We start from the raw sequence: 22,698 nt of genomic DNA on the forward strand, positions 1-22,698 counted from the left end.
GGCCGGCGTTTCGCGAGAGAAGCCGACGCGAAGACGCCCGCCCCAGGCGATGGTTCCGAGGATCGGGTTCAGGCGAAATCGCCGACCTTGTCGGCGACGATGTCGGGCGCCGTCACCGAGGCATGGCCCGCCTGCCAGAGGCGGTGCTCGTTCGAGCCGGCGGGATGCGGGTTTCTGTCAGCCGCTTCGCGCCGCTCGGCAGCCCCACGGCCGTCGCGATAGGCGGGTGAGTTAGTCTCGTCCCGATCGATGCCCTCGCCGATCCCGTCCATGGTTCGTCCTCCCCGCGCGGCCCGCGGGCCGACCGATCAGCGAATGTATCGCTGCCCGCAGGGATGGCGAGGGGATCCCGGAACAACCGGACCGCGCTCCCGGCTGAACGGTGTTTCCGTTCGGGCGCAGTTCACTTAAGCCGCGCTTAGCCTGTCCACCGCGGCATCGGCCCCGCCGGAGACGGGACCGGGCTTCGTGCGTTTCACGAGCGAGCCCGCGCGGCCGGCGCCGCCGGCAGGACCACGCAACACCGAGGACGGCCCCGAGGACGCCATGAGTCGCCTGGACGAACTGAAGAACGACCCCGCCTTCCGCCAAGCCGCCCTCGCGGTGCGCGGCGCGGCCAGCACCCTGAGCGGCCGGGCCATGACCCACGAGGAGGCCGAGCTTCTGGTGAGCTTCGCGCTGGCCACCTACGCCAATGCCGGCGGCCTCTCCGAGCCGAGCCTGAGCCGGCTCGCCCGCTTCGCCGGCAAGGTCGAGCCCGATGCCAGCTTCGAGAGCCTCGAGAGCATGATGAAGCATTGAGGCGGGGGGGGCGGCAGCCCTCTTCCGCCGCTTCCTTCCGCCTTCAGCCGAAGGCGCCGACCTCGTGCTGGATGATCCCGGAAATCTCCCGCACCCGCTCGAACATCCGCCGGATCGGCCCGAACAGCGTGTTGTGCTCGGTCTCGTAGGTGCCGACGTCGCGCGGTCCCGGCGGCTCACCGAAATTGAGGCCCAGCGTCGGGTCGGGCGTGACCGGATAGATCTCGTCGAGCAGCTTCAGGCAGCCGTCGATGTCGAGGCGCAGGAAGCGCTCCAGCAGCATCTCGCGGGTCAGGCCCGCCTGCGGCCGGAAGCTCGGGATGTGGGCGGCCAGGAACCAGATCCGGTGGATCAGCGCGAGGCGGATCGCATGGAGCAGGGCGAGCCGGGTCGACATCGTGGCGAGATCCGGCGCCGCGGCCTGCAGGTACAGCCCGTCGCGGGTCAGCCGGCCGAACAGGCGGCGCAGGTCGGGGGCGAGATTCAGCCGCTCCAGCGCCGCGGCGATGGTGACGAGCTCGTCGCGGCGCGCGTCGCGCCGGGTGCGGCGGGCCCGCTCCAGCCACACCGCCGGGTCGAGGCTGTCGATATAGGCGCGCATCACGTCGAGATCGCCGACGCTGGCGGCGTGCTGCACGAGGCGGAAGGCGCGCGAGAACCGCACCGAATCCTGGCGCATGTGGCGGAACAGCTCCGGCGCCCGGTGCGCGGCGCGGCCGACGCCGTGGAGCGAGTTGGCGAGATAGCCGAGCTGCTGCAGGATCGCATTGTTGGGGATCGCCCGCATCTGGCGCGGATGGGTGATCGCCGCCGGACCGCCCGCATCCGACTGGCGCGCGACGGGGCGTGAGCCGGTGCGGTCGATCAGGCTCGGGCCGAAGGTGCCGAGCAAGGCCGCGTAGCCGCGATCGTCCACCAGGGCTTCCATGTCCTGGCGCACGACCCGGAAAAACTCGGCGGCGAAATCGGCCTCCTCGTAGATCGGGTCGGTCGCCGGCGCGGTGGCCCGGTCGTTGAGCGCGTAATCGGCGAAGGCGTCGTCCTCGGCCAGCGCGTCGGCGAAGACGTGCTCGGCGATGCGCGCCACCGAGGCGCCGGCAAGTTCGGGCGAGCCGAACATCAGGTACCCGTCCGAGCCCTGGAAGCTCGATTCAAGCCGCTCGCGGATGCCTGCCCGCGCGTTGCGCTGGCGCGAATCCTCGGGCGCGAGATAGGCGAGGCGGTCGCGTAAGCTCGTCGGGTGGGCGCCGCGGCCGATCGACTCGCCGTGGGTATCGAAAATGACGAGTTCGATGTCGGAAAGGCCGTTCTGCACCATCAGCTCGGTGATGCGCAGGCGCAGCCGCTCGATCCAGAACGTCGCCGCCAGCTGGCCGACATAGCGCCCGGAATCCGAGTAGCCGAACTGCACCGAGAGCCGGCCCAGTCGCTTCAGATGCGCGCGCCAGTGCGGGTTGCGCAGCGCGTCGTCGAGCACGCGGATGCCCTGTTCCAGGGCGCTTGCGGTCTCGAACAGCGGCGTGATCTCGAGCCGGTCGGAGATGCCGTAGTGGCGGGCGAGCCAGAGCGCCGCGAGCAGGGTGTAGCCGGTCTCGGTCTCGGCGATGAGGAAGCGCACCGGATGGGTGCCGTCGACGTGCTTGAGGATCTGGGTGATCGTCATCATCAGCCGCGCGGCCGAGGCCCGCTCGGCAGCCAGCGCCCCGAAATCGACCGGCACGGCGCGCACGTCGTTGAGCAGCGTGTTGATCGCCGCGAGATGCGAGCGGCGCTGCGCGGCGTCGGTCGGCTCGCCCTCCAGATCGATGACCCGGCGCACGGCGTTGTGGATCTGGCTGGCGTTGAGCCGGAAATGCGGCAGGGCGTTCGACAGGCCGTGGGCGGCGACGCCCGAGCGCAGCACGGCGATGGCGCGGCGATCCGCATCGGTCTCGGCGGCCCCGATCGCGGCGGCGAGACCGGCCAGGATCGGCCCGGCATCGGTCTGAGCCCGCTCGCGCTCGATGATGAGGGCCAGCGCGAAGCGGTGGACCGCCTCCAGCGATGGCTTGGTGCCCAGCAGCGGCGCGCCCGCGAGCTGGCGCTCTACGGCGTCGCGCGCGCCCGCGGTCAGCTCGCGCACGACGCGGGTCGCCGGAATGTCGGGCAGGCCGCGCAGGAGGCGGTCGAACTGCATGCGCTTGGAGATCAGCCGGTAGCGCATCGTGTCCCACCAGCCGATATCGGTGCGGCCGTCGGTGTCGCAGCCGACCCAGCTCGCGATGGCCAGCGGCTTGGGCACCAGCTCGGTCCAGCGATCCGGCCAGCGGGCCCGGGCGGCATCGAGGATCGCGCCGTTGAAGGCGTCGATCGCCGCGCGGCCGTGATTGGCCGCGACACAGGCCTGCTCGAACTCGTCGTCGAGGCTGATCTGCGGGTCGGGCCGGGTCGAGCGGGCGGCGGCTTCGCCGATGATCGGCGCGCGCTTGTCGGCGTCCGCCAGCGAGGCGGCGCGCGCGATCAGTTCGGCCACGGCCCGCGGCATGCCGAAGGTGGGATGCGCCGTGAACACCGCCGCGAAGGCGGTCCGGCCGACGCGCTCGCGAAACGTCTCGAAGTCGCCCGAGCCGCGCGACACCGCCGCGACGAGCCGGTTGGCGAGGTCCACCACGGGGGACGGTTCCCCGGTCGACGCATCGGCATCGAGGCCGACATAGCCGCGCAGCCGCTCGGCCCGGGCCGTGAGCGCCCGCCGCCGCAGGGTGGCGAGCAGCGCATCGAGGTCCGCCTCCCCGATCTCGTCGCGGTCGAGCTGACGGGTGATGGCGAGCGTGACCGCCAGGACCGGATTGCGGAACGGATCCTCGCTCGCCTGCTCGCGAGTCCGGGCGACGAGGTCGAGAAGCTCCGATTCCAGGTCGCGCGCATCGACGTCGCGCGCATCGACGTCGCGATCCGTCGGGCGCGCCGGGCCCGCATTCGGATGGGCGGGCGGATGGGCGGGCATCGGCGCGGCAGGCTGCGCTTGGCTGGAGCGGGGGGCTTCGAGGGGCATCGAGCGTTCCTGGTCGTGAGCGGCCGGTGACCGTCGGACGGCGGTGCCCACGCGGTTCTCACCCTTCGGCCCGCGACGCAAGGACCGTTCCCGGATGGGGTGCCGTGTCCCCAGCACGTGCAACGGCGCGCGATCCGGTCTAGGGTCGGCTCGACCATGGAAACCCTGGTGATCCTTGCCGCGGTGGCGGCGACCCTGCTCGCCTGCATCCTCGTGGCGACGCTCTCCAAAGGGCCCCGCCAGCCTCCGCTGCGCCTGCCCCGCGAGGAGGAATGGTCTGATCACGCGGACGAAGTCTCGAAGGTGCTGAACGCCGCCCACCCCAGCCCGATCGACCGCGGGGCGCAGGTGCTCGATGCCCGCCGCGTCGGTGACGGGATGGCGGGCGGGCCGGTCATCGAGGGGCCGGTGATCGAGGGGGAAGTGCTGAACACCCCTGCGGACGCGGCGCGCGGGAGCGACGCCGGGACATCCCGAAGGTTCGACGCGGAAGAACTCGATAGCCGGATGCTCGATCAACTTCTCGACCAGCAGAACCGGGCGCTGAAGCAGGCGCTGGAACCCGACGCGGCCCCACCCTCCGGGCCGAAGGAACGGCCGGGCCGATGAGATCGCCGAGTCCGATGAGGCGCATCGGCCCGCTCACCGCCCTCGCAGCGGCCTGGATGACGCTCGTCCCGGTGATGATCCCGGCGGCACTCGGTCAGGACGAGGCGCCGGCGGCGCAGGCGCCCGCCGGGTCCGAGGCGTTGCCGGAATCGCCGAAACCCAAGCCGAAGCCGCGGCCCAAGCCTCGCCCGAAGCCGCAGGCGAAACCAGAATCGAAGCCCGAGGCGAAATCCGAGGCCAAGTCTGACGCCGATTCCGCATCGGCGGCCTCGTCGCCCGCGGACGCGAAACCTGTGGACACGAAGCCGGGGGGAGAGCCGGCCGCAAGGGGCGGCGCCGCGAATCCGATCCCGTCTTCCCCGCTGCCCGCCGCGACGAACTTCGCCGCGCCGCCGGTGGTCTGCGAGGCGGGCCAGGCCGTCCGCTATCAGGGTGCCAAGAACGTCGAGCTCTGGGTGACGCGCAGCGGCGCCATCACCCTCGACAATCCCCTGCGCCCGCTCACGCCCGACGTGACCCGCGTGCTCCAGGTCGTGGTCGCCGGCAAGGTCGCCACCGCCTACGGGCCGGACCTGCTCTCCCTGCGCCGGGGAGGATCGCCGGCGACGCTGGAGGGGACCATCGGCGGCAAGATCCACTGGGATGCCTCCCTGCCGCCGCTTCCCGATAGCCTGCCGATCAACGCGGAGACCGGAGAGCCCCTGGCCGAGCTGCGCTTCCGCGAATGCACCGCCCCGCCGTCGGGCAAGCTCCTGCCGCCGCCGAAGGCGCGCCGCATGGCGCCCACGCCGGAAGCCGTCGCGGCGGAGGCGGAGAAAGCGGAGAAGGCCGCCAAGGCCGCGGCGCGCGAGGCCGCGAAAGCCGCCGGCGTGCGGTCGTCTCCCCAAGTCCCGTCGCGAGCACCGGGTTCGGCTCTGCCGCAGGGGGCGATTCCCTGACGCAGCCGCCTGCCATCCTCGTTGTGGGAGGAGCCGGCGCCTTCGGCGTGCGGCTCGTCGCCGGGCTTGCCGCCACCACCGACCTCGCCGTGATCGTCGCCGGCCGCGACCTCGCGAGGGCCGAGGCCGTGGCTCGCACCGTGCCGCAGGGGCGCGGGCGGGCGGCGCGCCTCGACGCGACGCGATCGGATGCGGCGGAGCTGCGAGCACTCGGCGCGGCGATCGTGGTGGACGCCGCCGGACCGTTCCAGGGCGGCGCACCGGCCCTCGCCCGCGCGGCGATCGAGGCCGGCCTGCCCTATCTCGATCTCGCCGACGGCCGCGACTTCGTGGCTGCCTTCTCCGCCCTCGACCCGGCGGCACGGACGAAGGGCGTCGTCGCGCTCACCGGTGCGAGTTCGACTCCGGCCCTGTCGAACGCGGCCCTCGACGCGCTGACCGAGGGCTGGCGCTCGCTCGAGACGGTTCGGGTCGCGATCGTTCCGGGCAACCGGGCGCCCCGCGGCCTCTCGGTGATGCGCGCGATTCTCTCCTATTCCGGGCGTCCCGTGCGCGTGCTGCGGGTCGGTGCGTGGCAGAACCGTCCCGGCTGGGGGCTGCTCCGGCGGATCGCCGTGCCGGGCCTCGGGCGGCGCCTCGCCAGCCTGTGCGAGACACCCGACCTCGACATCCTGCCCGCCCGTTTCCCCGGGCTGCGGACGGCCCTGTTCCGGGCCGGGCTCGAACTGCCCGCGCTGCATCTGGGCCTGAGTCTCGCGAGCCTGCCGGTGCGGTGGCGCCTCCTGCCCTCGCTCGTGCCCTTCGCCCGCCCCTTCCTGGCGATGGCCGGCTGGCTCGACCGCTTCGGCAGCGACCGCGGCGGCATGAGCGTCGAGGTGCTCGGCCGTGACGCGACCGGGCGGCCGGCGCGCGCCGTGTGGGGCCTCGTCGCGGAGGCCGGCGACGGCCCCTTCGTCCCGACGCTTCCGGCGCTCGCCGCGATCCGCCGCCTCACCGATCCGGCCGCCGCGCCGATCCCGCCGGGCGCCCGCGCCTGCGTCGGCGTGCTGCCGCTCGCTGCCATCGAGGCGGAGATGGAGCGGCTGGCGATCCGCACCCGCCGCGACAGCGATCATCCCGTGCCGCTGTTCGAGCGGGCGCTCGGCGCCGGCTTCGCGCGGATGCCGGGCGCGATTCAGGCCCTGCACGGTTCGGTCGGCGACGGCGCTTTCCGGGGCCGGGCCGAAGTGCGGCGCGGGCGCGGACCCGTGGTCGCCCTCGTCGCCCTGATCTTCCGGCTGCCGCCGGCCATGGCGGACGGGCCCGTGCGCGTCGGCATCGAACCCGATCTTGACGCCGGTGCGGAGCGCTGGACGCGTCATTTTCCGGGCCGGCATTTTTCCAGCCGGATGGAGCGCGCCGGACCCGACGGAAGCGGGCGGCTGCGCGAGCGCTTCGGCCCGTTCGTGATGGACCTCGCGGTGAGCGCCCATGCGGACGGGCTCGACATGGTGGTGACGGGGTGGCGCTTCGGCCCGCTGCCGCTGCCGCGGGCCTTGCGCCCGACGACGCAAGCGGGCGAGCGGATCGATGCGCAGGGCCGCTTCCGCTTCGATGTGGCCCTGTTCCTGCCGCTCGTCGGGCTGCTCGTGCATTATCGCGGCTGGCTGGCCCGCTGCGACGAGAGAGAGGACGAGACCCTATGACCGACAGTCTGACGGCTGCCCAGGTGATCGACGCCCTCGGGCTCGAGCCCCATCCGGAGGGCGGCCATTACCGCGAGACGTTCCGCGATCCCCGCACCGTGGAGGGCCGCTCGGTCGGCACCGCGATCTACTACCTGCTCGGCGTCGGCGAGACCTCGGCCTGGCACCGGGTCGATGCCGCCGAGATCTGGCATTGGCATGCCGGCGCGCCGATGGTGATCACGATGAGCCCCAACGGCCACGACGCCTCCGCCCACCATCTCGGGCCCGAGCTCCTGCGCGGTCAGCGCCCGCAGATCGTCGTGCCCGCGGGCCATTGGCAGACGGCGACCAGCCTCGGCGCCTGGACGCTCGTCGGCTGCACGGTCTCACCGGGCTTCGAGTTCTCAGGCTTCGAGATGGCGCCCGAGGACTGGCGTCCGACTCCGCGCGTCTGAGCCGCCGCTGGATCGCGCCGGACCGGCCGGATGAGGATGTGCTCTCGGCACTCTGCCGAACCTCGAAGGTCCGCCTTCCGGTGCTCGATGAGGGCGGGGTGAACGTCCTGGACGGAGGGCCATTCGTCGCCTGTCCACACGGGACGAGAAATTATCCGGCTCCGTCACGAGCGGTTAAAGCCACTCGGCATACAGCCACTCCCGCATTCCGGCCGCGGCGAGGCTATGGGGGGTGGGGCGGCACATGTCGGACAATCAGCGCGAGGCACTCCGCCAGAAAGTGTTGGCCGAGATCGCTCTCCTCGATACGCCGCCCGAGCGCGAGTTCGATGTGCTGGCAAAGCTCGCACGACGAATGCTTGGCACCGGCATGTCCTCGATCACCCTGATCGCCCCGGAGCGCCAGTGGTTCAAGGCGCGGTGCGGCCCCCTGGCGCCGGAGACCGCGCGGGCTCGGGCGTTCTGCCCCGTCGTGGTCGAGACCGAGGCGCCGCTCACCGTGGCGGATGCCCGCCTCGACCCGCGCTTCGCCGGAAGCCCGTTCGTCACGGGCGCACCGAACATCCGCTACTACGCAGGCGTCCCGGTTCGCGCCCGTCTGTCGGACGGCGACGTGGTGACGATCGGCACGCTCTGCGTCCTCGACGAGCAACCGCGCGTGCCGATGCCGACCGACGTGGAGGTTCTGGAGGAGCTGGCCTGCGTCGCCGAAGCCCTGATCGAGGCTCGGGCCGCCGCCCTTCGCGCCGCCAAGGTTGCCGAGGAGCATCGCCTGGCCGTCGAGCGGCTGGAGCGTGAACGCCGCCAGTTCAAACAGGCCGAGCGCATGGCCGATATGGGCTCCTACCGGTACGATATCGAGAAGCGGTCCACCACTTGGTCGGACGGCGTCTTCGCCATCCACGAGCGGCCCGTCAGCGGCGGCGTGCCGAGCGGCGAGATCATGAACCACTTTCCCGAGCCCGACCGCGCCCGGTTCGTTGCCGCGGTGATGCGCACGCTGGACACGGGCGAGCCGTTCGAGATGGACGCGGATCTCGTGACCGCGAAAGGCAATGCGCGGCGCGTGCGGTGCTCCTGCGAGATCGAGTTGGCCAAGGGCAAGCCTGTCGCTCTCATCGGTCTGATCCAGGACATCACCGAGCGGCACGACCTGGAGCAGCGCCTGCGCCACCAAGCCCGCACCGACGACCTGACTCAGCTGGCCAACCGGGCCGAGTTTCACCGGGTTCTCGATGCACGGCTGCGCGCGGCGCGCGTTGCGGACGGCGACGTGGCGGTGCTTCTGATCGACCTCGACGGCTTCAAGGGCGTCAACGATGTCCTCGGCCACGCGGCGGGCGACGCGGTGTTGCGCCGTATCGCCGAGCGGCTGCGCGCCGCCTGCAACGACGGCTGTCTTCCGGCCCGACTGGGTGGTGATGAATTCGCGGTCGTGATGTCCGCCGGTCTCGATCGCGACGGACTCGATCGGAAGGTGCGGCGCCTGCTGCACGACCTCGAAATCGTCGCGGACGGACAGGGGCACATCGCCCGCGTGACGGGAACGATCGGCATCGCGTGGTCGCGCGGGGCCGCACAGGATCGCGATGTGCTCCTGCGTCAGGCGGATGCGGCGCTCTACGCTGCCAAGCGCACCCGGAAGGGAACGGCGCAGACCTACGAGCTCGGTGCGGACAACCGACAGGCCGGTTGAGCCTTTCCTGTCGTGACGAGGCTGAAACGGGCGAGCCGTGTCGCCCGTCCAGAGAACGATAACCTCGGGACGCGCCGCTTCCGGGACGGCGCCCAGGCCATACCTTCGGCTCAGCGGGGACGGCGGCGATAACATCCACTTTCCGGCGACGCGTCGTGGTCCGTTCCTCACCCGGCTCGGACCTTTGCGCCGGCTTCTCGTGACACCAAGCGTTGATGAAAAAGCGCCCCCCGGCCGTGGCGTGCGGTCGAGACCTCTGCGTGATCGAGGCCTCTTGTCCATCACCGGATTTTTTGGATTGGCGGCATCTCCGGCCGTGGCCCGGTCTGCCCCTTATCCTCCCATTCGATGGACGCCTTCAGCCACGCGGCCAGCTTTTGAAAGTGCTCTGCCTTTCTTTCCAGATCCCTCAGCAGGGCAACCCCGACTTCTCTGCCTCGCTCGGGGGGAAGTCCGCAGCTATCCTGCTCCTTCTTCAGGGCAACCATCTGCTTGATCGAAAGGCCGAGCATCTGGCCCACACGGATATCCTCGACCAGTCTCAGATGTTCTTTCGTGAAAACGCTGTAGGGGTTGCGGCCGCCCTTGCTGGTCTTGTTGGGTTCGAGAAGCCCGTGGCGGATGTAGAAGCGCACCGTGTCGGTCGTCAGGCCCGTGGCTCGGGCGAATTCCGAAATGAGCATGACCCTCATCCCTTGACCATGGACCATGCTCCAACCTTACAACGCTCGCATCGCTTCGCCGAGCAGCCAAAAAAGGAAGATGGATCAGCGTATTGAGCCAAACATCTCGGTGCGAGGCTCGGTTGCTGCGGCGCGGCTCATTCCAGATCATCAACCGCGAAGTTGCTTCATGCCTTTGATCCTCATCCGCGCGGCCACAGCCGCGCTGGTCGCGACAGCCGCCCTCATGGGCTCCCAATGTCGTGCCGCGGAAGCGGTCGTCCCGACCGGGACATGGCTGACTGAAGACGGTCGTGCCCGCGTTCGAACCGAGCGGTGTGGTTCGGATCCAACCCGCCTCTGCGGCTTCGTCGTGTGGGGGAGCCAGCCGCTCGGCGAGGACGGCAGGCCGAAAATCGACCGATACAATCCGGACCCGGCCAAGCAGGCTCGCCCCCAGCTCGGCCATCAGATGCTGCTCGGATTGAGGCCGAACAGCGAGGGGCGCTTCGAGGGCAAAATCTACAACGCGGACAACGGCAAGTCCTACGACGTCACGGTGTGGAGCGAGCAACCATCAAGCCTGACCGTGAAGGGCTGCATGCTGGTGTTCTGCGCTTCGCAAGCCTGGAAGCGCGTCACCGACGTCGCATCCGGTGAACTGCAAGCGGCAACGGGCGCGGCTGGTGGACCTCGTTTCGATCCGGAATGGGGGACCAAGGCCGGGCCGGGGAGCACGCCGTCGAAGAAGGCATCTCCCGCAGAGCCTCCGCCGTCACGAGCGAAGTAGGGTGTATGTCCTCCGAGGGCATCCGCTTTGGTCCGCATTCCGGATGTTCGCCCCGTGATCGGCGAACGACCGCTGTCCAGCCTCGGCGGCCCCCGCGAGGTCGAGCTGCTCGGGGGCTGGCCCTGAGCTTCCGCGAACGGGCGGATAGGAGCCGAACGATGCCGTTTCTCATCGCCGCCGCGGCCGCCATCGCCGGCATCCTCAACACGGTGCAATCCGGCGCCAACGCCTCGCTCAACAAGGGGCTCGGTCAGCCGATCCTCGCCGCCCTCGTCGTCACCGCGGCCAATGTCGCGGTCTACCTCGCCGCCGCGCCCTTCGTCGGGATCGGCTGGCCGGGAAGCCAGCGGATCGCGGGCGTGCCGTGGTGGGCGTGGCTCGGCGGTGCGATGGGCGCGACCTACGTGCTCGCCACGATCTTCATTGCCGAGCGGCTCGGGGCCGCCGTGTTCACCGGCATCACCGTGACGGCGGCCATCATCACCTCGGTGGTGCTCGACCATTTCGGCTGGGTCGGATTCGCCCAGCACACGGCCGATCCGTGGCGCATTCTCGGCTGCGCGCTGATGATCGGCGGCCTCGTCCTCGTCTGTCTGCGCTGACGCGGCGGCGCCTCGGCGCTCGGGATCGCAGCGCCCGTCCGCGTCACGCCGAGATCGGCCAGAAGCCGCGCGTCGAGGCCAGCCAAAGCCTCCGTGATCCGCTCATTCCGCGCAGCGCCCGAGGCCGCCTCCCGACGGCGGCGCCATCCCGCGACGACCCCGTCGAGGCCTCGGCGCAAGGCGTTCCCGATCCACTCCATCATTGTTGCTCCATCCGTGGCGCCGCGAGGATGCAGGCGGCGTTGTGATGAGTCGAACGAATTGATTTCACGCAAATGGTGAGGGAATCTCATCGGAACGCCATGTCATCGGAAGCCGATCGTGAGCGCGTCCACCCCGTCGAACCTCGATCTCGATCTCGTCCGCACCTTCGTGACGATCTGTGAAACCGGCACCTTCGCCCGTGCCGCCGACCGGGTCGGTCGCACGCCCTCGGCCGTCAGCCTCCAGGTCAAGCGGTTGGAGCAGCGCCTGGGCCGGGCCCTGTTCGTGCGCCAGTCCCGCGCGGTCGTTCCCACTGCCGACGGCGAGGCGTTACTCGGTCTCGGTCGCCGCCTGCTGGCCCTGAACGACGAGGTGGTCGCCTTCTTCGATGCGCCGCCGATGGAGGGGCGCGTGCGCTTCGGCGCGCCCCATGATTCCGGCTTGTTCGCCCTGCCGGCCATGCTGCGGCGCTTCGCCGCCACCCATCCGCAGGTCGAGGTCGATGTGCGCCTCGACGCGAGCCGTCTGCTAGCGGAGGCGGTCGCTCAAGGTAGCCTCGACCTCGTGCTCTATACCGGCCACCACCCGTCGAACCGTGCGGCACAGGTGGTTCATTCGGAGGATTTGGCCTGGATCGGTCTGTCCGGCGGGCTTGCCGAGGCGCGCCGCCCCCTACCCCTGGCCCTCTGTCAGAGCGGCTGTACCTGGCGGGCGGCGGCGCTCGATGCGCTGGATCAGGCGGGCATTCCCTACCGCGTCGCCTACACGAGCGAGCATTGCCAGGGACAGATCGCGGCGGTGGAGGCCGACCTCGCGGTCGCACCGCTCCCCTTGAGCGTCGCGCGGCCGCCGTTCCGCCGGATCACGGCCCTGCCGCCGCTCGGCAGCTACGACGTGCTGATGCGCCTTCGCGACGGCCCCGGGCCGGCGGCGCGGGCTCTCGCGGGCCACGTCGCGGACAGTTTTCGCGAGATCCCGGGCCTCGCGAGCCGGCTCTTCGCCTGAGCGCTATCGCATCCGTCCGATCAGAGCGTCACCAGGATCTTCCCGAACACCTTTCGCGATTCCAGGCGCTCCAGCCCCTGCGCGAAGTCGGCGAGCGGCAGCACCGTGTCGATGACCGGGGTGAGGCCGGACGCCATCTTGTCGAGGCTCTCGCGCATGTTGGCGATGCGGCAGCCGAACGAGCCGGTGATGCGGTACTGCTGCTGGAACAGCTGCATCAGGTTCATCTGCACCGACACGCCCGAGGTCGAGCCACAGGTGACGAGGCGCCCGCCGCGCTTGAGGCAGAGCAGCGAGCCGTTCCAGGTGTCCGGCCCGACATGCTCGAACACCACGTCCACGCCCTTGCGCTTGGTCAGGCGCCGCACCTCGCCCTCGAAGCGCTCCTCGCGGTAGTTGATGACATGGTCGGCCCCGAGCGCCTTCGCCTTCTCGCCCTTCGCGTCGTCGCCCACCGTCGTGTAGACGGTGCAGCCGATCGCCTTGGCCATCTTGATCGCCGCGGTGCCGATGCCCGAGCCGCCGGCATGGACGAGGATCGACTCGCCGGGCTCCAGCCGCGCGTTGTCGAACAGCATGTGCTGCACCGTGCCGAAGGCGATGCCGGCGCAGGCCGCTCCGACGTGATCGACACCCTCCGGCACCCGCACCACGAGGCGGGCCGGCAGGTTCACCCGCTCGCGGGCGAAGCCGTCGAGATGGAAGCCCATGACGCCGGAGACGTCCTCGCACAGGTTGTCGCGGCCTTCACGGCAGGCCCGGCATTTCCCGCAGGTCAGGGCGCCGTAGGGCACCACCGCATCGCCGACGGACAGGCCCTCGACGCCCTCCCCGATCGCCGCGATCTCGCCCGCAGCCTCCGCGCCGACGGTGAGCGGCAGCTTGCGCTTGGCGAAGGCCATGCCGCGAAAGCCCCACACGTCGATGAAATTGAGCCCGACGGCCCGCACCCGCACCTGAACCTCGCCGGGTCCGGGCGCGGGCGGCGGCTCGACCTCGGTCAGGCGCAGGTCGCGGTCGCCGAAGAGCTGGAGGGCTTGCATCAGGTGTGATCTCGTCCGCGAATGAAACAGGTCCGGTCCTCTCGTCAGAATTCCGGCCCGGCAAGGCTGCCGCCTCCGTATCGCGAAAAGGCCGATCCATGGAAGGCTCCAGCCGAAGCGGCCCCGGCCGGCCGGATGCCCCTTTCGTCCATGCCTCCGGTTCGCCCGACGCTGCATCGATTGTTCCAAATTCAGCCGGTTCATTGGAAAATTCGCGGCGTGACTTTTCCAGAAAGTCATGTTTTTGCGATGGGAGGTGCAAGAAGAAATGACCGATTGGCCCCGTGGCGAAGGGATGGCTCAGCGTATCCGTGCTCATGACTGGGCACGAACTCCGCTCGGGCCGATCGCGGATTGGCCGCAGAGCCTGAAGGTTGTGGTTGAGCTGATGCTCGGCGCCCCGCAACCTGCCGCCATTGCCTGGGGCCCAGCCCTGACGGTGCTCTACAACGACGGATTCGAGGCGAATATCGGCGCCGGACAGCCATCCGCTCTGGGACGGCCGTTCCTCGATGTCTGGCCGGCGCCGGAGGGCCAGGACATCGCGCGGTTGATCCTGCGCGGGGAAGCGCGCCACACGGTCGACCGCTTCTGGGAATTGACCGCCCGGTCGGAAAGACCCTTCGGCTGGTTCACGTCGAGTTGGACACCGGTTCGCGACGATTCCGGCCGCATCGTCGGCGTCTATCTCTCCAGCATCGAGACGACCGACCGTGTTCTGGCCGAGCGGGCCCTGCGCGAGAGCGAGAAGCACCAGGCCTTCCTGCTCCGGCTCAGCGACGCATTGCGCCCCTTGACGGACCCGTCCGCGATGCAGGCCGAAGCCTGCCGGCTGCTCGGCGAGCACCTCGAGGTCGAGCGTACCCAGTACACGGTGATCGACGAGGCCGGGGACGGCCTCGCCGTCGAGCAGGAGCATATCCGAGGACCGCTCCACCCCTTGATCGGCCGACATCGCCTCTCCCTCGTCCAGGGGCTTCTCCTGCTCTACAGGGAGGGGCGTCCCGTCGTTCTGGCCGACGTCGCAAACTCCGACCTCATCTCGGAGGCGGATCGGTCGGCGGCCATCGCCACCGGCTTCGTCGCCTGGATCGGGGTTCCGCTGATCAAGCGCGGCGAATGGGTCAGCGCCTTGAGCGTCTCCTGCACCCGTCCGCGCGCGTGGAGCGAGGCCGAGGTCAGGCTTGTCAGCGAAACGGGTGAGCGCATCTGGGCGGCGACGGAGCGCGCCCGCGCGGAGCGGGCCGCGCGCGAGGCCGACACGCGGCTGCGCACGATGGCCGACGCCGCGCCGGTTCTCCACTGGGACGTGGACAGGCAGGGCGCGGTCTTCGTCAACGAACACTACCTCGCCTTCTTCGGCCTGGGCTTCGAGGCCCTGGCGCGCGACGGCTGGGAGAGGTTCCTGCATCCCGAGGATGCGGAGCGGCACCTCGCCCTCTTCCGTGACGCGTTCGCCCAGCGCCGTCCCTTCGCCGACGAAGCCCGGTTCCGCCGCGCCGACGGGCAGTACCGCTGGCTCAGCAGTTCGGGCCGGCCCCTGGAGGACGGCCGCTTCGTCGGCGTCTCGATCGACGTGACCGAGCGGCGGCAGGCCGAGGAGCGCGTCAGGCGCAACAACGCCGTCCTTCAGGCGATCAATCTCGTCTTCAGCGAGACGCTCGGCGCCTCTTCGGAAGAGAATCTGGCGCGCATCTCCCTCGATCTGGCCGAGGAACTGACCGGCAGTGCCATCGGCTTCATGGGCGAGATCGACGAGGCGACCGGGCGCCTCGACGGCCTGTTCTTCAGTGACCGAAGCCGGGCGCACCATGCCGCGCTCGCGGGCGAGGGAGGCAGCAGCCTTCCGCCGGGAAAGGTCGCCCTGGATCTCGCCGTCCACGGCATCTACGGGCGCGTGCTGCGGGATGGCGAGAGCTTCATCGTCAACGACCCCGCCTCTCACCCCGACCGCGTCGGTATTCCCGCCGGCCACGCGCCGCTGACCGCCTTCCTCGGCGTGCCGCTGAAGCAGGGCGACAGGACCCGCGGCCTGATCGGACTCGGCAACCGTGAAGGCGGCTACCGGCCCGAAGATCTGGAGGCGGTCGAGGCGCTGGCGCCCGCGATCTGGCACGCCCTGCGCAGCAAGCGGGCCGAATTGCGCCTGCGCGAGAGCGAGGAGCGCTTCCGGCAGTTTGCCGAGGCCTCCTCCGACGTGCTCTGGATCCGCGACGCGGAGACGCTCGAGATGGAGTTCGTCAGTCCGGCGCTGGGGACGGTGTACGGCGTCGATCCGGAGACCCTTGGACGCGACGTCCGGCGATGGGCCGGCCACATGGTGCCGGAGGATCGCGAGCGCGGCTTTCAGAACCTGCGGCGGGCGGGGGCCGGTGAAGCGCTGGTCAACGAGTTTCGTATCATGCGGCCGAACGACGGCGCCTTCCGCTGGATCCGAAGCACGCTGTTTCCCCTGCGCGACGATCAGGGCCGGGTTCGGCGCATCGGCGGCATGTCGTCCGACATGACCGAAGCCAAGCTGCTCGCCGGACATCAATCCGTGCTGCTGGCGGAGTTGCAGCACCGGGTGCGCAACATCATGGCGCTGACCCGTTCGATCGTCGCCCGCACCGGCGAGCGGGCGGAGACGGTGGCCGATTACGTGTCCCTCGTCGGCGGCCGTCTCATGACCCTGGCCCGCGTCCAGGCGCTCCTGACACGTTCGGCCAATGCCGGCGTGCCGGTGGCGACCATCGTCCACGACGAGGTCAGCGCCCAGGCCCTGCGCGAGGACCAGTACGACCTGTCGGGACCCGAGGTCGAGCTCTCGCCCAAGGCGGCGGAGATCCTGACGCTCGCCGTCCACGAACTGGCGACCAATGCCCTGAAATACGGTGCCCTGTCGGTGCCGGATGGTCGGGTCCGGGTGCGCTGGACGCTGTTCGAGAAGGGCGGCGAGAACTGGCTCGGGTTCGATTGGTTGGAGGACGGCGCCCCGCGGGAAGCGCGCGACATGGGCCGGGGGGACGGTCCCGCCGCTCTGCGCCGCGGCTTCGGCCGCGAGTTGATCGAGGGGCGCCTGCCCTACGAACTCGAGGGGCACGGCCGTCTCGAGATCGGGCCCGAGGGCGCCCGGTGCCGTCTGGACTTCCCTCTGCGCGAGGGAGCGAGCATTCTGGAAACGGATGCTCCGCAGCGCGCGACCGTTTTCGGAGGAGCGCTCGACATGACCGGCGAAGTAGACCTGAGCGGCCACCGCATCCTCGTGGTGGAGGACGACTACTATCTTGCCACCGACACGGCGCGCGCCCTGCAGGGCGTCGGGGCGGAAGTGATCGGTCCCTGTCCGACCGAGGCAGCGGCCCGCGAGGCGCTGAAGAACGACGCCCCGGCGGCGGCGCTGGTGGATATCAACCTCGGGACCGGTCCCTCCTTCACCCTGGCGGCCCTGCTTCGGGAGCGCGGTGTGCCGTTCGTGTTCATCACCGGCTACGACGAGGGCGTGATCCCGCCGGATTTCGCCGACGTCGAACGGCTTCAGAAGCCGGTCGAGTTGCGGCGTGTGGTCCACTTCCTCGCTGCGACGCTGCGGGCGCCGCTGTGAAGCCGGTCGCCGCGGCGGGCGGCGCGAAGGCTCGGACCTTTCCGGGCGAGACGGGCCCTTGCCCGGAAAGGCCGTTCAATCCGGCGTGAGGTAGCGTCGCCGCGCCCAGCCCAGGCTGCCGCCGAACTTCACCCGGCACCACGTCAGGCCGCTCGGCGTCTCGTTGGTGCAGCCGAAGCCGAGCACCCGTCGCCCCGCCGGGATCTGCCCGAGCGCCGGCGCGGCCGCATCCGGCGCTTCGCGGATCGTCAGACTGTCATCCCGCGGCAGCCCCTCGACCCGGAACGTCTCGGCCGCCCGGACGGACGGGCCGCCCGCGAGGAGCAGGGCGGCGGCGAGAGCGGGCGGGAGGCGGCGCATCGAGGTGGCGCTCAGGTCCGGTGGATGCCCATCATCGCCGTCAGTCCGCCATCGACCGGCAGCACCGCGCCGGTGATGTAGGCCCCGCCCTCGCCGATCAGGAAGGCGGCCATGGCCGCGACCTCCTCCGGCCGGGCGAAGCGGCCGAGCGGGATCTGGCGCTCGATGCCCTCGCGGTGGCCGGCATAGCCCGCCAGCATCTCGGTATCGATGAAGCCCGGAGCGATGACGTTGACGGTCACCCCGCGCTTGGCCGACTCGATGGCGAGCGTCCGGCAATAGGCGATCAGGGCGCCCTTGGTCGCCGCGTAGGCCGCGTTGCCGGCATTGGCCTGGAGCGCGGCCACCGAGCCGATGGCGACGATGCGGCCGGCGCGGGCCCGGGTCATGCCGCGCACGAGCGCCTTGGAGATCCGGGTCATCGACCAGAAATTGACCTGCATCGCCGCTTCCGAGCGGTCGCGGTCGAGCATGGCCGCGAGCGCGTCCGCCGATTGACCGGCATTGTGGACGTAGCCGTAGAAGCCCTGGTCCTCGGCCCAGTCGCAGAATGCCTCCACCGCGTCGCGGTCCGACAGGTCGAGGGCGCGGGCGGCGACCCGGCCCCCCCCGTGCGCCTGCGCCAGTTCGTCGGCCAGCGCCCCGGCGCGCTCCGGTGAGGAGCGATAGGTGAAGGTCACGTCGTGGCCGGCCGATGCCAGGGCGCGGACGGTCGACGCGCCGAGCCCCGAGGCGCCGCCGACGACGAGGACGGATTTGCGGTCTCCGCTCATGCCGGCTCGTCTCCCAGGACGAGGCAGGTGTTCTGCCCGCCGAAGCCGAAGGAGTTCGACAGGACCCGCGCCACGCGGGTGTCGCGGGCGGTCCCCACCACGTCGAGGAGCAGCGCCGGGTCGGGCAGAGCGTAGTTGATGGTGGGCGGAATGCGCCCCTCGCGGATCGTCAGCAGCGAGACCACCGCCTCGATCGCGCCGGCCGCCGTCAGCGTGTGGCCGATCATCGACTTGTTGGAGGAGATCGGCAACTGACCGATCCGGTCGCCGAACACCGCCGAGCAGCCGAGCGCCTCCATCTTGTCGTTCTCCGGCGTCGAGGTGCCGTGCGCGTTGACGTGATCGATCCGGTCGGGCCCGATGCCCGCGTCGTCGAGCGCCGCGCGCATCGCCGCGATCACCGGCGCCCCGTCCGGGCTGGAGCGGGTGCGGTGGAAGCCGTCGCCCTTCTCGCCGCATCCGAGCACGTAGCCGAGGATCTTCGCCCCGCGCGCCCGCGCGGACGCCGCGCTCTCTAGCACCAGCGCGGCGGCGCCCTCGCCCATGACGAAGCCGTCGCGGTTCTTCGAGAACGGCTTCGAGGCCCCCTCCGGCGGGTCGTTCTGCGTCGACAGCGCCGAGAGCAGCGAGAAGCGGATCAGCGATTCCGGGTTCACCGAGCCGTCGGTGCCGATGCAGAGCGCGGCGTCCATCTCGCCCCGGCGGATCGCCTCGACGCCGAGCTGGATCGCCGTGGCGCCGGACGAGCAGGCGGTGGAGAGCGAGATCGGCGAGCCGCGGGTGCCGAAGCGGTCGGCCAGCCGGTCGGCCACCGTGCCGAAGATGAACAGGTCGTGCCACGCGTCGAAGCGGCGGGTCGCGGCGGCGCGCTGGAGACCCGCGTAGCTCACCTCGCCCGCCTCGCCCCCGGCCTCGGCCAGCGCCTGGCGCTGCGGCCACTCCATCTCGACCGGCGGCACCGCCACGAACAGGCCGCCGGGAAAGCCCGCACCGATGGCGGACTGCGTCACCGCCTCCTCGGCCGCCACCATGGCGAAGCGCTCCGACAGGAGCGGCGCCACCAGCGGGTCGGTGTCGAGGAAATCGACCGTGCCGGCGATGCGGGTGCGCAGGCCCTCGGTGGGGAAGCGGCTGATGGCCCGGATGCCGGAGCGGCCCGCGGTGAGCGCGTCCCAGTTCTCGGTCACGCCGCGGCCCAGCGAGGTGACGATGCCGAGGCCCGTCACCGCGACGAGCGGCCGGCCCTGGGCGTCGTGGGTGGATGAGGAGCGCGGTTGTGACATCGGGGCCTCAGACCATTTTCTCGGCCGGCATGCATCCGGACCGCCGCGGCGGCGATCTCCGGAGCGGCAGCCCTTCTCTTCCGCATCGTCTCTTCCCAAAAGCCGGCGGCCGCCTTTCGGGATGACGCTCTAGCGCATCGTGCCGGATATCGGATCCAGCACGATGCGCTAGGCTTTTGGTTTTGCATCATCTTTTTCCGAAAGCCGGAAACCACCTTTCGGGATGATGCTCTAGACCTTCACGACGCGGATCACGCCCTCGCCGCGACGGTGGCCGACCGAGGTGACCGCGACTTCCCGGGCCGAGCCGACCGCGCAGAGCGCCGCGGCCAGGGCCGTTCCGAACGGAGCGGCAACCTCCATCGGATGGCCGATCACGTCGCCCGTGGCGCGGATGCCCGCCCCCGGCAGCGCCGCGTGGATGCCCGCGATCTCCTCGGCGGCGAGGTCGGACAGCCCGGTGGCGCCCGAGAGAACCACGTCCGGCCGCTCGATCCCAGCCTCGGCGATCAGGCGGGTCAGGCTCGCCGACACGCTGTTGGTTGCGCGCGCCACCCGGTCGTTGGCCACCGGCATCAGCCGGGCGAAGGCTCGGGCGCCGCGGGCGGCGGCGTGCTCGGCCGCTTCCAGAATCAGGAAGGCGGCGGCGCTGCCGAGGATGAAGCCGCCGTTCCCCTCGCCCCCGCGCTCGAAGACCGGCCGGTAGGCGTCCTTGAGGAGGTAGCCGCCCATCTCGTGAATGACGAGGACGTCCGGCCGCTCGGCATTGTACGAGCCGCCGACCATCATCGTCTCGACCTGACCGGAGGCGATCCGGGCATGGGCGATGCGCAACGCGTCGACGCCGCTTGACTCCTCGCCCATGAAGGTGCGCGAGGCCCCCGTGACGCCGTGGACGATGCTGATATTGCCCGCGAGCAGGTTCGAGAGCTGCGCCAGGAACAGGGTCGGCCGCAGGTCGTTCAGGAGCCGCTCGTTGAGGAAGGCGCCGGGATCGTTGGTCCCGCGCAGGCCGGTGAGAATGGCCCCATCGACCGCATAGTCGCGCTCGCCGCCACCCGCCGCCACCACGAGCGGGAGCGCTGACTTGAAGGCCGCATCTTCCTTCACCCCGGCCGAATCGAGGGCGAGGCCGGCGGCATAGACGCCGAGCCGCTGCCACAGCTCCATCTGGCGCTGGTCCGACTTCTTCGGGATCTGCGTATCGAAGGTGAGCGGCGCGACCGGATGCACCGGATAGGGCGCGAAGGTCTCGGCATCCGTCCGCGGCGGCGCGTCCGAGGCGAAGGCCGTCAGATGCGCCTCGATTCCCTCACCCGCACAGGAGACGAGTCCGATTCCGGTGACGACGACGTCGCGGGCCTGCGGGCGGCTCACGGCTGATCTCCCTCGAGCAGGCCGATCTTTCGGGCGCGCTCACGCATCGGCGCATCGAGCCCGTCGGGAAACGGCATGGTGCGGAACCTCAGCTCCGCGTCGCAGAGCGCCTTGCCCTCGTGGCGGATCGCGGCCTTCGTCACCGCGTAGCCCGAACCGTCGTGTTCCAGGCTCGCCGTGATGTCGAGGGCGGCGCCCGGCCCGACGAACGAGCGGAACCGCGCTTTGTCCACCGCCATGAGGAACGGCATCTGCGCGAAGTCGAGATGGGCGAGCACGAGGTATCCGGAGGCCTGGGCCATGGTCTCCGTCAGCAGCACCCCCGGCACCAGGGGATGGCCGGGGAAATGCCCCTCGAAGACCGGGCTCGCCTCGGGCACGAGCGCCCGCGCCTCGATGCGGCCGGCGACGCGGTCGAGCCGCACCACGGAATCGATCATCTCGAAATATTCGAGCCGCATCGCGCGAACTCCTCAAGCCCGACGAATCAGGCCTTGGCCGCCTTCTCGGCGACCAGCGCGTCGATGCGCGCGCAGAGGTTCTTCAGCACGAAGTACTGCTCGGCCGGAACCTTGCCCTCGTTGACCTCTTGGGTCCACCGCTCCAGCGGCAGCTTGATCCCGAAGGCCTTGTCGACCGCGAAGGCGATGTCGAGGAAGGCGAGCGAATCAATGCCGAGATCGTCGATGGCGTGGCTCTCGGGAGTGATCTTGTCGCGCGGGATGTCCGCCGTCTCGGCGATGATGTCCGCGACGCGGTCGAAGGTGGCGGTCTCGTTCGACATTAGGGCTGGCCGCTTTCTCGATTCTTCATGTCCGGCGTCGCCGACCCCTCGCGCGGCACGCCCCCATGGCGCCCGAGCCGGTCCGCGGCCCCGCATCGCCGCCGGTTCCCGATGGCGCTTCTGAAAAGATCGCGACCCCTTACACGAAGCGGTGGAGCGCGGGCAACCTCGGGCGTCGCGTCGGGCGATCGCCCCCATGCAGCGCCGCCTTCCACATGGCCCGATCCGCCGCTCCTCACCCGGCCGAGCGGCTGAGGTCGTGCGCCGGCGTGCGGGTATCCGCCCCCTGCCGCGGCCGCTCGCGGCCGGAACGGCGGCTCTCCATCGGCAGGGGCCGCTTGCGCTCCGCCGCACGCGGGCGCACCAGCTCACCGAGCGCCACGAAGCGGTCGTTGTGCCTCTGCCCCGCATCCTGGATGCCGAAGCCGAGGGCGAAGGAGCGGGCGAGATCCGCATCCGCCGCCACGCCGTAGCGTTCCAGGGCGGCCAGGAAGACCCGCCGGAAGCCGAGCGGCGCGCACCACGCCTTCTCGGCGAGCTGCATCGGCCAGATCCAGAGCCCGTCGCCGCGGCGGCCGGCGATTTCCTCACGGGCGATGAAGTAGCCGCTCGCCGGATGTTCGAGGCCATCGTCGAGGATACGCCAGTCCCGATCGGGGGACGGCGTCAGCGCCGCAGGAGCCGGCCGGTCGAGCACATCGTCGTCGAAGCCGATCTCGATCATGGAAGCCTCCTGCCTTGTTCGCGGCAAGCGCCGCGAATCGGTCCGGAACGTTCCATGAACAATGCGTTCGGGCGCCGGATCGGTCAAGCGTTTGTTCGCAGTTCGTTCCGACAATCGACGGCACCGTCGCGGCGTGAGCGCGGCTTCCCCCCAAGCGGCGATCCGCCTTCCGCCCGCTCCCGTCCTATCCGGATGGGCTCGGCGCGGAGCGATCGGCCGCCTCCCCCGTCAGCCCGGGTGCGGGATACCGCGCGGACCCTTTCCGGGCCCGTCCGGGACCCGAAGGCGCGGCGCCCTGCCGCCGGCCC

General features: G+C 70.6%; 21 protein-coding genes. 10 read left to right on the top strand and 11 right to left on the bottom strand.

Going from position 1 to position 22,698, the window contains the following annotated elements:
• Positions 1-68: 68 nt before the first annotated feature.
• Positions 69-272 carry a hypothetical protein gene (locus MPPM_RS24600; RefSeq protein ID WP_096487315.1) on the bottom strand — a complete coding sequence of 68 codons (204 nt, stop codon included), beginning with the start codon at positions 270-272 and terminating at the stop codon, positions 69-71.
• Positions 273-546: 274 nt separating this feature from the next.
• On the opposite strand from MPPM_RS24600, the gene MPPM_RS24605 reads away from it, so the two are divergent.
• Positions 547-801: a hypothetical protein gene (locus MPPM_RS24605; RefSeq protein WP_096488021.1), complete on the top strand. Its 255-nt coding sequence runs from the start codon at positions 547-549 to the stop codon at positions 799-801.
• A 43-nt stretch (positions 802-844) separates the two neighbouring features.
• Here MPPM_RS24605 and MPPM_RS24610 read toward each other — a convergent pair whose 3' ends face one another.
• Positions 845-3,835 carry a phosphoenolpyruvate carboxylase gene (locus tag MPPM_RS24610; protein ID WP_244573405.1) on the bottom strand — a complete coding sequence of 997 codons (2,991 nt, stop codon included), beginning with the start codon at positions 3,833-3,835 and terminating at the stop codon, positions 845-847.
• 156 nt (positions 3,836-3,991) lie between these two features.
• On the opposite strand from MPPM_RS24610, the gene MPPM_RS24615 reads away from it, so the two are divergent.
• The 5 genes from MPPM_RS24615 (at position 3,992) to MPPM_RS24635 (ending at position 9,200) form a co-directional block, all read left to right on the top strand.
• Positions 3,992-4,444, top strand: a complete 453-nt coding sequence (locus MPPM_RS24615) for a hypothetical protein (protein WP_096487316.1) — start codon at positions 3,992-3,994, stop codon at positions 4,442-4,444.
• A 14-nt stretch (positions 4,445-4,458) separates the two neighbouring features.
• The gene (locus MPPM_RS24620) at positions 4,459-5,382 is read left to right on the top strand and encodes a hypothetical protein (RefSeq protein ID WP_096487317.1); all 924 of its coding nucleotides are present in this window, start codon (positions 4,459-4,461) and stop codon (positions 5,380-5,382) included.
• Between the two features lie 23 nt (positions 5,383-5,405).
• Entirely contained in the window at positions 5,406-7,067 is a 1,662-nt protein-coding gene (locus MPPM_RS24625) for a saccharopine dehydrogenase family protein (RefSeq protein ID WP_173807951.1), read from the top strand.
• Positions 7,064-7,504 (top strand): cupin domain-containing protein, encoded by a 441-nt coding sequence (locus MPPM_RS24630; protein WP_096487318.1) that lies wholly within the window; start codon positions 7,064-7,066, stop codon positions 7,502-7,504. Before MPPM_RS24625 ends, MPPM_RS24630 begins: the two co-directional genes overlap by 4 nt.
• Before the next feature lie 244 nt (positions 7,505-7,748).
• Positions 7,749-9,200 carry a diguanylate cyclase domain-containing protein gene (locus MPPM_RS24635; protein ID WP_096487319.1) on the top strand — a complete coding sequence of 484 codons (1,452 nt, stop codon included), beginning with the start codon at positions 7,749-7,751 and terminating at the stop codon, positions 9,198-9,200.
• Between the two features lie 281 nt (positions 9,201-9,481).
• On the opposite strand, the gene MPPM_RS24640 is transcribed toward MPPM_RS24635, so the two are convergent.
• Positions 9,482-9,883 (bottom strand): MerR family transcriptional regulator, encoded by a 402-nt coding sequence (locus MPPM_RS24640; RefSeq protein ID WP_157914285.1) that lies wholly within the window; start codon positions 9,881-9,883, stop codon positions 9,482-9,484.
• 79 nt (positions 9,884-9,962) lie between these two features.
• On the opposite strand from MPPM_RS24640, the gene MPPM_RS24645 reads away from it, so the two are divergent.
• The 3 genes from MPPM_RS24645 to MPPM_RS24655 all read left to right on the top strand — a co-directional run bounded on the left by MPPM_RS24645 (position 9,963) and on the right by MPPM_RS24655 (position 12,463).
• A complete protein-coding gene (locus MPPM_RS24645) occupies positions 9,963-10,652 on the top strand; it encodes a DUF2147 domain-containing protein (RefSeq protein ID WP_244573407.1) in 690 nt (229 codons plus the stop codon).
• Positions 10,653-10,810: 158 nt separating this feature from the next.
• Positions 10,811-11,254: a DMT family transporter gene (locus tag MPPM_RS24650; protein ID WP_096487322.1), complete on the top strand. Its 444-nt coding sequence runs from the start codon at positions 10,811-10,813 to the stop codon at positions 11,252-11,254.
• Positions 11,255-11,575: 321 nt separating this feature from the next.
• Positions 11,576-12,463, top strand: a complete 888-nt coding sequence (locus tag MPPM_RS24655) for a LysR substrate-binding domain-containing protein (RefSeq protein WP_096487323.1) — start codon at positions 11,576-11,578, stop codon at positions 12,461-12,463.
• 20 nt (positions 12,464-12,483) lie between these two features.
• On the opposite strand, the gene MPPM_RS24660 is transcribed toward MPPM_RS24655, so the two are convergent.
• Positions 12,484-13,506 carry a zinc-binding dehydrogenase gene (locus MPPM_RS24660; protein WP_096487324.1) on the bottom strand — a complete coding sequence of 341 codons (1,023 nt, stop codon included), beginning with the start codon at positions 13,504-13,506 and terminating at the stop codon, positions 12,484-12,486.
• 295 nt (positions 13,507-13,801) lie between these two features.
• On the opposite strand from MPPM_RS24660, the gene MPPM_RS24665 reads away from it, so the two are divergent.
• On the top strand, positions 13,802-17,089 hold the full coding sequence (locus MPPM_RS24665; protein ID WP_244573408.1) for a GAF domain-containing protein: 3,288 nt from the start codon (positions 13,802-13,804) through the stop codon (positions 17,087-17,089).
• Positions 17,090-17,164: 75 nt separating this feature from the next.
• Here MPPM_RS24665 and MPPM_RS24670 read toward each other — a convergent pair whose 3' ends face one another.
• The 7 genes from MPPM_RS24670 to MPPM_RS24700 all read right to left on the bottom strand — a co-directional run bounded on the left by MPPM_RS24670 (position 17,165) and on the right by MPPM_RS24700 (position 22,390).
• Positions 17,165-17,449, bottom strand: coding sequence for an SH3 domain-containing protein (locus MPPM_RS24670; protein ID WP_096487326.1), 285 nt, complete (start codon positions 17,447-17,449; stop codon positions 17,165-17,167).
• An 11-nt stretch (positions 17,450-17,460) separates the two neighbouring features.
• Positions 17,461-18,222: an SDR family NAD(P)-dependent oxidoreductase gene (locus MPPM_RS24675; RefSeq protein WP_096487327.1), complete on the bottom strand. Its 762-nt coding sequence runs from the start codon at positions 18,220-18,222 to the stop codon at positions 17,461-17,463.
• On the bottom strand, positions 18,219-19,505 hold the full coding sequence (locus tag MPPM_RS24680) for a beta-ketoacyl-ACP synthase (RefSeq protein ID WP_096487328.1): 1,287 nt from the start codon (positions 19,503-19,505) through the stop codon (positions 18,219-18,221). Before MPPM_RS24680 ends, MPPM_RS24675 begins: the two co-directional genes overlap by 4 nt.
• 231 nt (positions 19,506-19,736) lie before the next feature.
• The gene (locus MPPM_RS24685) at positions 19,737-20,882 is read right to left on the bottom strand and encodes a beta-ketoacyl-ACP synthase (RefSeq protein ID WP_096487329.1); all 1,146 of its coding nucleotides are present in this window, start codon (positions 20,880-20,882) and stop codon (positions 19,737-19,739) included.
• The gene (locus MPPM_RS24690; RefSeq protein ID WP_096487330.1) at positions 20,879-21,343 is read right to left on the bottom strand and encodes a 3-hydroxyacyl-ACP dehydratase FabZ family protein; all 465 of its coding nucleotides are present in this window, start codon (positions 21,341-21,343) and stop codon (positions 20,879-20,881) included. Before MPPM_RS24690 ends, MPPM_RS24685 begins: the two co-directional genes overlap by 4 nt.
• A 26-nt stretch (positions 21,344-21,369) precedes the next feature.
• Complete coding sequence (locus MPPM_RS24695) at positions 21,370-21,666, bottom strand: acyl carrier protein (RefSeq protein ID WP_003601886.1); 297 nt, start codon at positions 21,664-21,666, stop codon at positions 21,370-21,372.
• A gap of 235 nt (positions 21,667-21,901) precedes the next feature.
• Positions 21,902-22,390, bottom strand: a complete 489-nt coding sequence (locus MPPM_RS24700; RefSeq protein ID WP_096487331.1) for a hypothetical protein — start codon at positions 22,388-22,390, stop codon at positions 21,902-21,904.
• Between the last annotated feature and the right edge of the window lie 308 nt (positions 22,391-22,698).

The organism is Methylorubrum populi (assembly GCF_002355515.1).
Taxonomy (GTDB): domain Bacteria; phylum Pseudomonadota; class Alphaproteobacteria; order Rhizobiales; family Beijerinckiaceae; genus Methylobacterium; species Methylobacterium populi_A.

What these genes read in the sequence shown, in the direction of transcription:
- MPPM_RS24600 (WP_096487315.1), bottom strand. Translation starts at nt 272, where the DNA reads ATGGACGGGATCGGCGAGGGCATCGATCGGGACGAGACTAACTCACCC.
- MPPM_RS24605 (WP_096488021.1), top strand. Translation starts at nt 547, where the DNA reads ATGAGTCGCCTGGACGAACTGAAGAACGACCCCGCCTTCCGCCAAGCC.
- MPPM_RS24610 (WP_244573405.1), bottom strand. Translation starts at nt 3,835, where the DNA reads ATGCCCCTCGAAGCCCCCCGCTCCAGCCAAGCGCAGCCTGCCGCGCCG.
- MPPM_RS24615 (WP_096487316.1), top strand. Translation starts at nt 3,992, where the DNA reads ATGGAAACCCTGGTGATCCTTGCCGCGGTGGCGGCGACCCTGCTCGCC.
- MPPM_RS24620 (WP_096487317.1), top strand. Translation starts at nt 4,459, where the DNA reads ATGAGGCGCATCGGCCCGCTCACCGCCCTCGCAGCGGCCTGGATGACG.
- MPPM_RS24630 (WP_096487318.1), top strand. Translation starts at nt 7,064, where the DNA reads ATGACCGACAGTCTGACGGCTGCCCAGGTGATCGACGCCCTCGGGCTC.
- MPPM_RS24635 (WP_096487319.1), top strand. Translation starts at nt 7,749, where the DNA reads ATGTCGGACAATCAGCGCGAGGCACTCCGCCAGAAAGTGTTGGCCGAG.
- MPPM_RS24640 (WP_157914285.1), bottom strand. Translation starts at nt 9,883, where the DNA reads ATGCTCATTTCGGAATTCGCCCGAGCCACGGGCCTGACGACCGACACG.
- MPPM_RS24645 (WP_244573407.1), top strand. Translation starts at nt 9,963, where the DNA reads ATGGATCAGCGTATTGAGCCAAACATCTCGGTGCGAGGCTCGGTTGCT.
- MPPM_RS24650 (WP_096487322.1), top strand. Translation starts at nt 10,811, where the DNA reads ATGCCGTTTCTCATCGCCGCCGCGGCCGCCATCGCCGGCATCCTCAAC.
- MPPM_RS24660 (WP_096487324.1), bottom strand. Translation starts at nt 13,506, where the DNA reads ATGCAAGCCCTCCAGCTCTTCGGCGACCGCGACCTGCGCCTGACCGAG.
- MPPM_RS24665 (WP_244573408.1), top strand. Translation starts at nt 13,802, where the DNA reads ATGGCTCAGCGTATCCGTGCTCATGACTGGGCACGAACTCCGCTCGGG.
- MPPM_RS24670 (WP_096487326.1), bottom strand. Translation starts at nt 17,449, where the DNA reads ATGCGCCGCCTCCCGCCCGCTCTCGCCGCCGCCCTGCTCCTCGCGGGC.
- MPPM_RS24675 (WP_096487327.1), bottom strand. Translation starts at nt 18,222, where the DNA reads ATGAGCGGAGACCGCAAATCCGTCCTCGTCGTCGGCGGCGCCTCGGGG.
- MPPM_RS24680 (WP_096487328.1), bottom strand. Translation starts at nt 19,505, where the DNA reads ATGTCACAACCGCGCTCCTCATCCACCCACGACGCCCAGGGCCGGCCG.
- MPPM_RS24690 (WP_096487330.1), bottom strand. Translation starts at nt 21,343, where the DNA reads ATGCGGCTCGAATATTTCGAGATGATCGATTCCGTGGTGCGGCTCGAC.
- MPPM_RS24695 (WP_003601886.1), bottom strand. Translation starts at nt 21,666, where the DNA reads ATGTCGAACGAGACCGCCACCTTCGACCGCGTCGCGGACATCATCGCC.
- MPPM_RS24700 (WP_096487331.1), bottom strand. Translation starts at nt 22,390, where the DNA reads ATGATCGAGATCGGCTTCGACGACGATGTGCTCGACCGGCCGGCTCCT.